Here is a 13,329-nt window from a genome sequence, read left to right as displayed (position 1 = left end):
GGACCCGCTCATGGACATCAAAGAATTTGTCGATCTTGATCGGCGGCCGGGCCGGCTCATGGTGTGGCGAGTCAACGTCCCCGATCCCATCAACTGGCGGGCTGACCCGCGCCGCCCGTCCTACGTTCAAGAGGAACATCTTCGCTCTGCAGACGATGGACGACGGGGCTGGCTCGGCGCCGCATTCGAGTTGCCAGGCGAGTTCAACGCCGCTGCGCTGACCAAAGCGATCCTCGGCTGGGTCGACCGGCACGAGGTATTACGCAGCCGCTTGGCCAAGGATGGATCGGCAATTCATCGCGCCACGATTGATCCAGGCGCGGTAGCGCTTGAGAAAACCGTGGCAGGTGACTGCACCGATGGCGGCGAAATTGCTCAGCTCCTGGAAACGCTGTTTGACGTGGAGACCAACCCGCTGCGATGGCCGGCGTATGTCTTCGTGACGATCAGCCGGCCGACATCCACGAGCCTCCTGCTCGCCTCCGACCACTCTGTCAGCGATGCCTACTCGATGGCCCTTGTACCATATGAGATCCGCGAGCTGTACACAGCCGCAATCCATCGAGTGGAACCCCAACTGGCAGCGGTGCACAGCTATCTGGATCACGCCGAGGCCGAACGAGAGCGACTGACCGACCTGACCGATGACCATCCCGCTATCGGCCACTGGCGCGAGCTGATCGCGGCGAACGGCGGTCAATTGCCGGACTTTCCGCTACCGTTCGATGCGCCGAAAGGATCCTTGCAGCGCAGCGGACAAATGTGGCTGCTCGATGCGGCTGGGGCATCCCAATTCGATCACGGCTGCAGGTCCCAGGGCGGAAACGCGGTGACGGGAATTTTCGCCTGTCTGGCGCTCGCAGGAAAGAAACTGGCGAACCAACGACAATTCCACGCCGTTGCGCCCTTTCACACCAGGTACGATCTGCGATCGATGCGTTCGGTTGGCTGGTATGTCGGGATGAGTCCGGTGAGCTTCCGGGTCGCCGATACGTTGCCGGAAATTCTGCACGCCGCCCGGCTCGAACTCAAACGCGCCAAGAAAACAGCTCAAGTGCCCTTTTCAAAGGCCATGGAGCTGCTCGGCACCACATTGCGCGACCGCTTCATGGTATCCTATATGGACAATCGGACGGCGCCCGGGTCGGACTGCTGGCCCGACTGGCGGACGAGATTTCTGATTAGCCGTAGCTCCGATGCTAGCGAGACATACCTATGGGTCAGTCGCTGGCAGGACGGAATTTGTGTGAACTTCCGCCACCCTGGTACAGCTACCGCGCGAAGCGCGATGGACGATTATCTTGCTGAAGTCGTCGCCCAGGCCCATCTGATCAGCGGCGCTCATTCACTGCCGCGGCTCTCAATTGACTGACAAGGGTGGTCGAGAGTTAGCTTTAGCGTTTTTGACCAAGAACGCTCGCCGATCAACCGTGCTTTGAGTGATCAGAAGCGAGCCACACTCTAGGAAACCCGATCGAACCGGATATGCCGAGAGCGCCACCCTGCGGGGAGGCATGCCATTATCCGCTCCATCTTTTGGTTCGAGCAGCTTTCTCGCGGGTGGCAAGCCGGCACAATTCTAGTTCGGGACAGTAACAGAAAGTGCCTACCAGCATGTCGAGTTTACAACAACTCAAAACATTACGATCAACTGCGAGCTAGCATTCGCATCGAACTAGCGATGGCACAGTCGTTGCAGGTCTTCGTTCAATGGTTAGATTTTGCCTCCGCACGGCAGGCCGAATGATTCTTCGGGATCATGAACTGATGCAGCTATATTCGCACGTGATGGCGCTGAGGCTCATCGACGATGCTTTGTACCAGCGACGTATCGGAGAATACAAAGGTGCAGCCGATAAGGGACGCCGAAGCCAGCTATGCCCCGCCTCACTGGCGATTGACTTGGGCTGAACACGAATGCTTCAGCATGCTTTCTCATCGACACAACAACAGCGACGCGAAGCGCGTAATCGAAGTGGCACATCTTAAGGATCTACGAGAACTGATGCAGCTGCTTTGGCATTTGTTCGAAGCAGTGGACCGGCTTCCCAGAGGGCCAGAACATACAGCAGCAGTTCAGACGATTAAACGCTTTGAGCGGCGGCTATCAGGGCTGGTTCAGGCATCTGAGAAAGCTCGAACTGCCGGCCTCGGAGTCGTTGGCCGTGCCAGCTCGCCGAGTAAATGATTGTCAGACAATCGCAAAAATTATCGAGGGATTCTACGTATGTGTACCAGCTAAGGCCCGCATGGCGATTGGAGACGTGAAAGGACGCCTGTCCGGACTGCTGTATCCGTTCGCCGGGCGATCGGCCGTCACGCTGCAGGAAACCCCGGGCAAGTCTTCCATGGGTGAATGAGGGCCGGGTATGTTGGATGCGCTAGAAGCGCGTATTCCTGAGCAATACATCACCTTCCACTGCGCGGGGATAATGGGCCGCCACTTCGAATGACGGCAATAGATCAAGAATGGCTTGCAGCGACAGTTGTCCTTCGTATAGTTCCCTGTCGCTATATTCCGTGTAGACGAAGCGCGTGTTACTCAAGGTCTGCATGCCGCCCGCGATGACGTCGGCCTCCGCGCCTTGGACATCCATCCAGATGAAATCGATCGTATTCAGCTTGGCGTCACTGCACCAATCGTCCAGCCGTCGGGTTTCAACCGAGAATGGCCGATCGAACCGAACCCAATCATACTCGGTAAGATGGTTTTTCGGCCGGCGTATCGAACCGGAGAGGTCCCACTCTTTTGCATCTCCATCTGCATTGCTTGGATGGAAGTCGATCACCCCGTTTCGATCGCTGATCGCGATTTCAAGCAGCTTCACCTTATCGACAGATGAGCCCAACTTTTTCTTGAAGCGCGCGATCGCCCGGGGGTCCGGCTCGAAGCAGTAAAGCTGAGCTTGTGGGCACAGGTTAAGAAAATGTTGCGTATCGGTTCCGTCATTGCAGCCGATATCCAAGATGACCGGATTCGGCTTCTGAAGAAGCGAGATGATGTTCTGATGTACTTCTACAGACGACACGGGTTGTTTTTCCATTGGCGCGGAGATCGGTTGAATTCGTCCTCAAATCCGCAATCACACGCCAGACGCTTCGGCACAACGTATATCAACGTATATAATCCATATGCGGTCCAGTCCCGATTGATCTATCAGCGCTATAGGAATGACGTCGACAGCAAACGAGCCCGCGGCAAATACGAGCTGCAGCGGTTGCCTACCACATCAGGTCTGTCGCGGGAGCGGTCTCAAAAGGCAACTCTTTTGCAAAGCGGAACACGTACGGGGAAAGCGGATGGTGAAGCTAAATCGTTGCTTCCGATGCATTGTTTGCGCGGTCGATAAAGGGTGGGCTGGCTCGGATGCCCCGGTCCACTGCTCACGCTGGAGGAATCTCGAGCCTCTCCAGCGCAATTAACCACACAGTCCCGGATAGCGAAACACCTCAGTGCGGCTATCGATGGTGCTCAGTTGGGGCCAAGTAGCACTTCAGCTATAGATGGGCCATCTCGTTAGTGAGTGAATTTTGAGAGCTGTTGCCAGATTGGCGGTGACATTCAGGCGGGCCTAAGGATAACGATCCTGATTAGGCCTTCTCTTTTGGCGGGGGCTTTATAATTGCTCCCTCAGCCAAATTTGTACGAGCGGCTTTGGTCGCAGCGGCGACAACGAAGCACCGTGAGGAAGCTGCAGACGAAGAGACCGTCGGCACTCGGTTGCCATCCCATCCGTAGGTCTCCCTCTGTTCCTGTGATCCGCCTTTTAGCCAATGCGCGTGACGGTAAACTCGGATGTTCTGACAAGACGAAATGTCAGGTTCGCAACAGCTTGGCGAGCTGTGTACATGATGGCGTTTGCTTCCGGACGAACGCGCGCGCAGGCCAAGCGCCGGATTCAGCAAAACTACAGGCGCGGATCGCTCCACTTATCTTTGGCCTGGCTCTTGCAATAATGGGGCTGTTCACAATGTGCCCATCGTCAACTCGTTCAAATGCTCAGGAGGCCTGCATGAATTTCCGTCCGCTTCACGACCGCGTCGTGGTCAAGCGCATCGACGCTGAAGAGAAGACAGCTGGCGGCATCATCATTCCCGATACAGCCAAGGAAAAGCCCTCGCAGGGCGAAGTCGTCGCGGTTGGCCCAGGGGGCCGTGACGAGACCGGCAAGCTGATTCCGATCGACGTCGAGGTCGGCGATCGCGTGCTGTTCGGCAAGTGGTCGGGCACCGAGGTCAAGGTCGATGGTCAGGAGCTGTTGATCATGAAGGAGAGCGACATCATGGGCGTTCTCACCGATGTGTTTTCCAAGAAGAAAGCCGCCTAGTCCAGGGCTCCCACCACTCGCCCCTGACGAGCGCCTTGCCGGGCGCGCCGAAGGATGAGGAACTAAACTGAGGAAATTCGATTATGTCAGCCAAGGAAGTCAAGTTCGGCGTAGAAGCGCGAGACCGCATGTTGCGCGGTGTCGATATCCTCGCCAATGCCGTGCAGGTCACCCTCGGTCCGAAGGGCCGCAATGTCGTGCTCGAGAAGTCGTTCGGCGCTCCCCGCATCACCAAGGACGGCGTCGCCGTCGCCAAGGAGGTGGAGCTCGAGGAGAAGTTCGAGAACATGGGCGCCCAGATGGTGCGTGAGGTCGCTGCCAAGGCGGCGGACGCCGCCGGCGACGGCACCACTACCGCGACCGTGCTTGCGGCTGCCATCGTGCGCGAAGGCGCCAAGTCGGTCGCCGCCGGCATGAACCCGATGGATCTGAAGCGCGGTATCGACCTCGCAGTCGAAGCCGTCGTTGCCGACCTCCAGAAGAACTCGAAGAAGGTCACCTCGAACGAGGAGATCGCCCAGGTCGGTACCATTTCGGCCAACGGCGATGCCGAAATCGGCAAGTTCCTCGCCGACGCCATGAAGAAGGTCGGCAATGAGGGCGTGATCACGGTCGAGGAAGCCAAGTCGCTCGAGACCGAACTCGACGTCGTCGAGGGCATGCAGTTCGACCGCGGCTACATCTCGCCCTACTTCGTCACCAACGCCGACAAGATGCGCGTTGAGATGGACGACGCCTACATCCTCATCAACGAGAAGAAGCTCTCCTCGCTGAACGAGCTGCTGCCGCTGCTGGAGGCCGTGGTGCAGACCGGCAAGCCGCTGGTGATCGTCGCCGAGGACGTCGAAGGCGAAGCCCTCGCCACCCTCGTCGTCAACCGCCTGCGTGGCGGCCTGAAGGTCGCGGCCGTCAAGGCTCCGGGCTTCGGCGATCGCCGCAAGGCCATGCTGCAGGACATCGCGATCCTGACCGGCGGCCAGGCCATCTCGGAAGACCTCGGCATCAAGCTCGAGAACGTCACGCTGCAGATGCTCGGTCGCGCCAAGAAGGTGATGATCGACAAGGAGAACACCACGATCGTCAACGGCGCCGGCAAGAAGGCCGACATCGACGCCCGCGTTGCCCAGATCAAGGCGCAGATCGAGGAGACCACCTCGGACTACGACCGTGAGAAGCTGCAGGAGCGTCTCGCCAAGCTCGCAGGCGGCGTCGCGGTGATCCGCGTCGGCGGCGCGACCGAGGTCGAGGTGAAGGAGCGCAAGGATCGCGTTGATGACGCGATGCATGCGACCCGCGCGGCTGTCGAGGAAGGCATTCTCCCGGGTGGCGGCGTCGCCCTCCTCCGTGCCTCCGAGCAGCTCAAGGTCCTGCGCACCAAGAACGACGACCAGAAGACCGGCGTCGAGATCGTGCGCAAGGCGCTGTCCTGGCCAGCTCGGCAGATCGCGATCAACGCCGGTGAAGATGGCTCGGTCGTGGTCGGTAAGGTCCTAGAAAAGGATCAGTACCCTTACGGCTTCGACGCGCAGACTGGCGAGTACAGCAACCTTGTCTCCAAGGGGATCATCGACCCGACCAAGGTCGTGCGCATCGCTGTCCAGAACGCCGCCTCAGTTGCCGCGCTGCTGATCACGACGGAAGCGATGGTTGCCGAGCTGCCGAAAAAGATCGCGCCCGGTCCCGCAATGCCTCCGGGCGGCGGCATGGGCGGCATGGACTTCTGATCCAGCCTCTCAAAGGATCGACAGGCAGAACCCTGGCAGCAATGCCAGGGTTTTCGACTGAGCCGCCCAGCTTGCTCACGGTTCCCTTTTTGAGAAACCGAGCTGGATCTTGGCCTAACCATCGCTCCGGACGAACACGCTATTCATCGCATCGCTTTGTTTTGCGAGCGGAACGAAGCCAACTAGCCCGCAAAGCCTCTCGTTGATCGGCGCCGTAGAGCCGTAGGGCAGGTGCGATCGCTAACGTTTTGGACCGCAGATGACTTGATGAAATCGGATCCGATTTGCAGAATTACTTCGGCTGGATTTTGACGCGGCTGCTGGACCCCGACTCCACACCCGCTGTTCCTAAACTGGTACCCGTCGCGACGTGGTTTCAGACACGGACATACCGTGTGGACCACTGAGGCGCAGAAACCGCTCGGATTAAAGTCACGTCCCGCGTGTGGCAGGCAATCGCTTGCCATGCCGCCCGCTCTGAAGGAGATTCGGAGCCCTCGGTGCGTCAATCGGTCCGGAAATGAAACGCCGCGAATTTACGACCGTTTGCAATTTGCCATCACTCGTTGTTTGTAGATCAAGCCTGCTTTTCAGCAAAGGTTTTCATCGAGCGACTTAGCGGCAGCTTTCGCCGATGGTAGCCATAGACCCGGACATCTTCGCGGATTTGCTCGCTTACCGAGCGTACGATACGTTTCTTCCGCCAGTTCCTATTGAGATCGATCGGAATGGAATTGCCGCGAGGAACGACGAGAAGGTCGTTCCGTTCGTTCAGGTAGACATCGTACATGGAAGTCCTCGCTCCGTGTGAACATAGGCCGAAGCTCAGACCCTTTGGTGACTTCGACGACACAGTCTCAAGAAAGCCGCACAGGGCGCTTTGTCCTCCGAAGGTAAAGGTCACACGTTCGAATCGTATCGGGTGCGCCAGTTCCCACTTATCTTCATAGTGATGCGCGGGTCCGAAACTATAATCCCGCCCCGCCCGTTTGAGCGCGTAAGCGCGATTTCAACTAGAAAAGGCACTGGTCGTCATCGTGACCCGATGCTCAATCCCAGCTGAGCGCGCCACCGTTCTGGTATTCGATGTCGCCGGTCTCGAAGGAGTTCTTCTCCTTCTTCAGATCCATCGCCTCCGACATCCACGGTAACGCGTTCTCAACGTCGGCGAAGACAGGCGCGAGCCCGATCTGGGCATAGCGGCGATTAGAGACTATCACCTCGTCCCACAGCCCTCTCGCCTTCAGGTCTCACCCAAGGAACTCGTTCACGACCGTGAAATCGCCGGACATCGCGGTGAGAAGCTCATCCTGTAACCACTGCAGCTTGTGGTCGACGATACCGCACACCCGCAAAATGGCGCTCTCGGCTGCGCCCGGACATTCGATCGTCACGCCATTGCCCCTCTGATTTACACGGCATCGGAATTGACGACGAAACATTCGATTTAATGAGCCGAAGCGCTTGAAGCGCTTTCTGACCGCTGACGGAGGTCAGTGTCTCCGTGGGATGGAAGGAAACGCAGATCGTCCGTGCCGCAGGACCTGCCGCTGCTCGTCGATGCCTACACCGGCTACGGTGAGGCGGCGCTGAATGTGATGCGCGCCACCCGCGTCTTTGAGGATGCCGGTGCCGGCGCGCTTCATCTGGAAGACCAGATCCTGCCCAAGAAATGCGGCCATCTGAACGACAAGAAGTCGCCGATGCGCATGACATGGCGGCCAAGGTCGCGCCGGCATCAAAAGCGCGTCGCGATCTCATGGTCATCGCCAGGACCGACGCCGCCGCCAGCGAGGGCCTCGCTGGCGCCGTAGCCCGGGCAAAAGCCCTATAGGGAGGCCGGGGCCGATGCGATCTTTCCGGAGGCACTCAACACGGCCGAGATGTTCCGTGCTTTTGCGGCGCGCATGCCCGGCGCGCCGCTTCTCGCGAACATGACGGAGTTTGGAAAGACCCCATTCTTCACCGCCGCCGAGTTCGAGGCGATAGGATATGCCATGGTGATCTGGCCTGTGTCCTCATTGCGAGTGGCGAACAAGGCGCAGGCAGAATTGTATGCTGCAATTTTACGTGATGGTGGCACGCCCAAGATCGTAGAGCGGATGCAGACGCGCGCGGAACTCTATGCGGCAATTGGATTACACGACTATGAAGCTCTCGATTCTTCGATCGTTCAAACAATCGTTCCGTCCGGCATGCCGCAACGCAAGTGATCGACGATAGGTTGACGAGAGCCCGCCGTTGCAGATAATCGGAGACGTCGAGGTTCTCCGGGTCCCGCTTGATCCGGAGCTAAGAGGGAAGCCGGTGCGTTTTCCATCCGTTCAGGATTGAGGCAATGCCGGCGCTGCCCCCGCAACTGTAAGCGGTGAGCCCGCGTCCATCAGTGTCACTGAAGCGAAAGCTTCGGGAAGGCCGGATGCAGGCGACGACCCGCGAGCCAGGAGACCTGCCCCGACAACATAATCGTCCACGGGCGGGGTGTCCCGGTGGTACGCCAAGCAGCTGCCGCATCCGCGGCTGCCCTGCCAGCGTCCGCCATGGCCTTTTGCCCCCACCACCTGGGGTTAAAGCTATGACTTCTCTTTCAGTTCCAGTTGCAACACTCGGCACGCCCCGCATCGGGCCGCGCCGCGAACTCAAACTCGCGCTCGAAGGCTTCTGGGCCGGCAAGATCAGCGAGCAGCAACTTCTCGAAGCTGCAGCCGGGCTCCGTGTCGCCAACTGGGCACGCCAGAAATCACTCGGCGCGACCATTATACCGTCGAACGATTTTTCGCTTTACGACCACGTGCTCGACACCAGCGTGATGGTCGGTGCCATCCCCGAGGCCTATGGCTGGAAGGGCGGAGCAGTCTCGCTCAAGACCTATTTCGCGATGGCGCGTGGTTCGCAAGGCGACGCGCACGACGCGAGCTGCAGTCACGCCCACCATGGCCATGGCGCGACAGCGCAGGAAATGACCAAGTGGTTCGACACCAATTACCACTACATGGTCCCGGAATTTCACAAGAGACAGACATTCAAGCTCTCGTCCCGCAAGGTGATCGAAGAGTATGACGAGGCGAAAGCGCTCGGATATCAGACCCGTCCGGTGCTCGTCGGCCCTGTCACCCTCCTGAAGCTCGGCAAGAGCCATGATGCCTCGGTCGATCCGGTCTCGCTGCTCGACGGCCTGCTGCCGGTCTATGTCGAGGTTCTCCAGGAGCTCGCCAGGCGCGGCGCAGAATGGGTCCAGATCGACGAACCCTGCCTCGTGCTCGATCTCAACGAGACCGACGGGAATGCGCTCCAGCGCGCCTATGCGCGTTTCGCCAAAGACGTACCGGGCATCAAGATCATGCTCGCCACTTACTTCGGTGCGATCGGCGACACTATCGCGACCGCGTTGGCCCTGCCGGTGGCAGGTCTGCACGTCGACTTGATCCGCGCACCGCAGCAACTGAGCCAGATCGAATCCGGTGCCCGCCAGGATCTCGTGATTTCGCTCGGCGTCATTGACGGCCGCAACGTCTGGCGCTCCAATTTGTCGGCGCTGGTCGAGCGCTACAAGCCGGTCATCGCCAAGCTCGGCGCTAACCGCGTCCAGATCGCTCCGTCCTGCTCGCTACTGCACACGCCGATCGACTTAGAGCTTGAGACCGGTCTCGACCCGGATGTGAAGAGCTGGCTTGCCTTCTCCGTGCAGAAGATCGCCGAACTCTCTTCGCTGGCGAAGGCACTGGCCGGCGACGCCAGCGTCGCGGACGCCCTAGCCGCCTCGGACAAGGCCGCCAAGGCACGCCAGACCTCGCCCAAGATCCACGACGCGGCCGTTGCCAAGGGGATGGCGGCGATCGACGACGCGATGCGCCGTCGCACCAGCGCCTTTGCCAGCCGCGCCGAAGTCCAGCGCAAACGCTTTGCCCTGCCTGCCTTCCCAACGACGACTATCGGCTCGTTCCCGCAAACCGCCGACGTCCGCAATGCTCGCGCGGCCCACGCCAAGGGCACACTGACCAACGCCCAATACGAGCAGTTCCTCAAGGAGGAGACTGCCCGCACCGTACGTTGGCAGGAGGAGATCGGGCTCGACGTGCTGGTTCATGGCGAGTTCGAGCGCAACGACATGGTGCAGTATTTCGGCGAACAGCTCTCCGGCTTCGTCTTCACCCAGTATGGCTGGGTGCAGTCCTACGGCTCGCGCTATGTTCGTCCGCCGATCCTGTTCGGTGACGTCTCCCGGCCGAAACCGATGACGGTCGAGTGGTGGCGTTACTCGCAATCGCTGACCAAGAAGCCGATGAAGGCGATGCTCACCGGACCGGTGACGATCCTGAACTGGTCGTTCGTTCGCGACGACCTGCCGCGCAGCGAAGCCTGCCGCCAGATCGCACTCGCGATCCGCGACGAGGTTACCGACCTCGAAAAGGCCGGAGCGACCATGATCCAGATCGATGAAGCCGCCTTGCGCGAAGGCCTGCCGCTGCGTCATTCCGAGTGGAAGACCTATCTCGAATGGGCCGTGGAAAGCTTCCGCATCTGCTCGACGGGCGTTGCCGATGCCACGCAGATCCACACCCACATGTGCTACTCGGAGTTCAACGCCATCATCGACGCGATTGCGGCGATGGACGCCGACGTCATCTCGATCGAGACGTCGCGGTCCAAGATGGAACTGCTCGATGCGTTCACCAGCTTCAAATATCCTAACGATATCGGTCCTGGAGTCTACGACATCCACTCTCCACGCGTCCCCGAAACCACCGAGATGAGGGACCTCATCACGCTGGCCCGAAAACGTTTGTCGGACTCGCAGCTCTGGATCAATCCCGATTGCGGCCTGAAGACACGCAGATGGGAAGAAGTGCGTCCCGCGCTCGTCAACATGGTCGCTGCCGCACGCGAGTTGCGCAAGGCGTTATAGGCGCGGAAACGCGGATCGCCGACGCCCGCCCAACCGGAGAATGCCGATGCGCTTCTGGATCAGATGTACCCGCTTCGACAGCGGCAAGCCGTATTATGTCAACTTCTCGCTGGTGGGCGGGATGTGGCGGGACGGCGACAAGACGATCCTGGAGTTCGTCGGCAGCGGCGCTCAGACGATCGAGGTCCGAGAGACTCCAGAGGACATTCTCGCTATCCATCTCGGAACATCGGGGGTGTCAGCCTCGTGAAGTCAGTAACCGACCCGGCCGGACGCAAGTCCGATACCCGCCGTTTTGCGGAAAGTCGCCTCACACCTGGATCACTTGTATCCCTTGGCGTTGTCGCATGAGGTGAAGCGATGGCGGTGGCCTTCCCTGCTGCTTGCTTTCTAGTGATCCGGCTGGCGTCGAGGATCTAACATCTGTTTCCGGGGCACGGTTGGCATTATGCTGACCACTCATTTCAGGATTTTCTTTTTTTGAAATGGAGGAGGTTACAGACATCATAGTATTCTTTGTCATTCAAGCGGAAGCCATACGCCGATATGCAGTTCACCAAAAAGACCGGATCGAAAGCGAACGCCTGGAAACCGTTGGAGCACTCTAATCGAACATAGTCATCCGTGCGCACCACCCCCTGAACGGTAATGCCACAAAGATCATAATATTCGTGGCGAGCCAGCGTTGCCGTCTCGCTCGTCGAAAAGAGCGACAAAGCTAGATCAAAGGGCGCTTTACAGACCAGCGTCAGAAATTCCATTGGCGCATCCATCGTACCAAGGAAATTGAACGGCAGTATGCAAAGCACTTTCTCATCATACCGGCGCATGATTTCATCGATCAGTCGCGTTCTTTTGAAGAATTTTCCGGCCTCGCAGCGCATAACCGCCGCTCTCCTACTCTTTAACCGGCGCACACGAGGTGGGTTTATTTCGATGCCAAGATAATCATTGTCATCGTCCTTGATGCCAATAAGACGGTAGCCACTACAACCTACTTCTATGATCAACTCGTATCGGGTCGTACCTAGGAGATCGAGGTAGAATAGTCTCTCACGGTGATGGAATTGACGTACCTCTGCGGTGAAGCAGCTCGGACGCATGAGACGCACGCCTTCATCGCCTAGATAGATCGCTCGATTGACTTGCTGGGATCGGAGCGTGGAGGAGTTCATCGGCGCCTCATAGTATCTCGTTAGGAAGAGACGTAAAGCCTGCGGCATCGCTGTCCGATCCCTGTGGTCAATTCGTCGCTCAGCATTTTCGCGGCTGATGCCAGATCCCCCACGGTTTGCTCGGGGCAGATGAGGTCCACCACGGTACCGGGCAGAGTCCAACTCTCGGGCAGATTAGTTACGTCAATGGTAATAAGATCCATCGAAACGAAGCCAACGATAGGCGCACGACTACCACATATGAAGACATGACCTCGATTGCCCAGAGTACGCGGAAATCCATCTGCATAACCAATAGCGGCCGTCGCAACCCGCATCCGCTTCTTGACTGTGTATGACCTGAGGTATCCGATGGCTTCCCCATGCTCGAGTTTGCGGCATTGAATGATTTGCGTTCGCAAACGGACGACTTGTGCTGGCTTGAAATCGGGATCATCGGCCGTTGAGAAGCCGAAGATCCCCCCACCCGATCTTATGAGGTCAAAATGAAATTCACATCCGGCAAATAGTCCCGCCGAATTCGATAGAGAAAGACTCGCATTCGGGAACAAATGGGACAGTCTGCGGAACCGATTTAGTTGTTGCAGAGAGATCTCGTTTCGCCACTCCGCACAGGCGAGCTGACTCATGAACAACACTACAGGCAATTCCGATAGCCCGCCTTTATTCTCGGCGATTGTGTGCAACTCATCAATGGGAAATCCCAACCGAGACAGGCCTGTGTCGACATGAATCCCTGCCGGCAGCGCGCGATTCCGAAGTCGGCAATGCCGAAGCCAAGCCTCCAATTGTTCCCTGCTATTGAGGATTGGCAACAAATTGTGCTGCTCGGCCGCCAGCTCCGTGCCTGGCATAGCGCCGTGTAGCATATAGATCTTTGCCGATGATGGCAGAACATCGCGCAGGGCAATACCTTCCGCCACATCGGTGACGAAAAAATGCGCGCAGCCGAGGTAAGCTAGGAAGGGCGCTACACGTGCCGCGCCAAGGCCGTAGGCATCAGCCTTGACAACGGCGCCGCACGCGCTGTGAGGCGCAAGCGCCTGGCACTTCCGATAGTTGGCTTCAATGGCGCTGAGATCAACAATCATGGTCGATCTCGACGTCTCGCAACCGACGTCAGCAAGCTTATGATAGGGATTTGCTTCGATACCGATCGTATCCGGCATATGTCTTCTTATCAGGGCCCGCCGAAG

Annotated in this window: 11 protein-coding genes, 2 pseudogenes and 1 riboswitch; of the genes and pseudogenes, 7 read left to right on the top strand and 6 right to left on the bottom strand. The window is 58.6% G+C overall.

Going from position 1 to position 13,329, the window contains the following annotated elements; all coding sequences use genetic code 11:
- The first annotated feature begins 10 nt into the window (after window positions 1-10).
- Window positions 11-1,372 (top strand): condensation domain-containing protein, encoded by a 1,362-nt coding sequence (locus tag ACVIHF_RS04035; RefSeq protein WP_310883051.1) that lies wholly within the window; start codon window positions 11-13, stop codon window positions 1,370-1,372.
- Between the two features lie 721 nt (window positions 1,373-2,093).
- Window positions 2,094-2,360: a hypothetical protein gene (locus ACVIHF_RS04030; RefSeq protein ID WP_456791711.1), complete on the top strand. Its 267-nt coding sequence runs from the start codon at window positions 2,094-2,096 to the stop codon at window positions 2,358-2,360.
- Between the two features lie 21 nt (window positions 2,361-2,381).
- On the opposite strand, the gene ACVIHF_RS04025 is transcribed toward ACVIHF_RS04030, so the two are convergent.
- Window positions 2,382-3,029, bottom strand: a complete 648-nt coding sequence (locus tag ACVIHF_RS04025) for an FkbM family methyltransferase (RefSeq protein WP_456794068.1) — start codon at window positions 3,027-3,029, stop codon at window positions 2,382-2,384.
- A 984-nt stretch (window positions 3,030-4,013) separates the two neighbouring features.
- On the opposite strand from ACVIHF_RS04025, the gene groES reads away from it, so the two are divergent.
- The gene (gene groES / locus ACVIHF_RS04020) at window positions 4,014-4,328 is read left to right on the top strand and encodes a co-chaperone GroES (RefSeq protein WP_016845959.1); all 315 of its coding nucleotides are present in this window, start codon (window positions 4,014-4,016) and stop codon (window positions 4,326-4,328) included.
- Between the two features lie 83 nt (window positions 4,329-4,411).
- Window positions 4,412-6,052, top strand: coding sequence for a chaperonin GroEL (groL, locus tag ACVIHF_RS04015; protein WP_456791710.1), 1,641 nt, complete (start codon window positions 4,412-4,414; stop codon window positions 6,050-6,052).
- A gap of 577 nt (window positions 6,053-6,629) precedes the next feature.
- On the opposite strand, the gene ACVIHF_RS04010 is transcribed toward groL, so the two are convergent.
- The 3 genes and pseudogenes from ACVIHF_RS04010 to ACVIHF_RS04000 all read right to left on the bottom strand — a co-directional run bounded on the left by ACVIHF_RS04010 (window position 6,630) and on the right by ACVIHF_RS04000 (window position 7,446).
- Window positions 6,630-6,842 carry a hypothetical protein gene (locus ACVIHF_RS04010; RefSeq protein WP_456781527.1) on the bottom strand — a complete coding sequence of 71 codons (213 nt, stop codon included), beginning with the start codon at window positions 6,840-6,842 and terminating at the stop codon, window positions 6,630-6,632.
- Between the two features lie 259 nt (window positions 6,843-7,101).
- A pseudogene (locus ACVIHF_RS04005) lies at window positions 7,102-7,266 on the bottom strand (ribonucleotide-diphosphate reductase subunit beta); the annotation flags it as partial.
- 36 nt (window positions 7,267-7,302) lie between these two features.
- Complete coding sequence (locus tag ACVIHF_RS04000; protein ID WP_456781528.1) at window positions 7,303-7,446, bottom strand: hypothetical protein; 144 nt, start codon at window positions 7,444-7,446, stop codon at window positions 7,303-7,305.
- Window positions 7,447-7,574: 128 nt separating this feature from the next.
- Here ACVIHF_RS04000 and ACVIHF_RS03995 point away from each other — a divergent pair.
- The 3 genes and pseudogenes from ACVIHF_RS03995 to ACVIHF_RS03985 form a co-directional block, all read left to right on the top strand.
- A pseudogene (locus tag ACVIHF_RS03995) lies at window positions 7,575-8,265 on the top strand (isocitrate lyase/phosphoenolpyruvate mutase family protein); the annotation flags it as partial.
- 33 nt (window positions 8,266-8,298) lie between these two features.
- A riboswitch (cobalamin riboswitch) is annotated at window positions 8,299-8,523 on the top strand.
- A gap of 104 nt (window positions 8,524-8,627) precedes the next feature.
- The gene (metE, locus tag ACVIHF_RS03990) at window positions 8,628-10,958 is read left to right on the top strand and encodes a 5-methyltetrahydropteroyltriglutamate--homocysteine S-methyltransferase (protein ID WP_456791709.1); all 2,331 of its coding nucleotides are present in this window, start codon (window positions 8,628-8,630) and stop codon (window positions 10,956-10,958) included.
- A 46-nt stretch (window positions 10,959-11,004) separates the two neighbouring features.
- The gene (locus ACVIHF_RS03985) at window positions 11,005-11,208 is read left to right on the top strand and encodes a hypothetical protein (protein WP_310883057.1); all 204 of its coding nucleotides are present in this window, start codon (window positions 11,005-11,007) and stop codon (window positions 11,206-11,208) included.
- Window positions 11,209-11,422: 214 nt separating this feature from the next.
- On the opposite strand, the gene ACVIHF_RS03980 is transcribed toward ACVIHF_RS03985, so the two are convergent.
- On the bottom strand, window positions 11,423-12,133 hold the full coding sequence (locus ACVIHF_RS03980) for a hypothetical protein (RefSeq protein WP_456791708.1): 711 nt from the start codon (window positions 12,131-12,133) through the stop codon (window positions 11,423-11,425).
- A 20-nt stretch (window positions 12,134-12,153) separates the two neighbouring features.
- Window positions 12,154-13,302, bottom strand: a complete 1,149-nt coding sequence (gene alr / locus ACVIHF_RS03975; RefSeq protein ID WP_310885103.1) for an alanine racemase — start codon at window positions 13,300-13,302, stop codon at window positions 12,154-12,156.
- Window positions 13,303-13,329: the final 27 nt, after the last annotated feature.

This window comes from Bradyrhizobium sp. USDA 4506, assembly GCF_054058795.1.
This window is presented reverse-complemented; position numbering and strand designations above follow the sequence as displayed.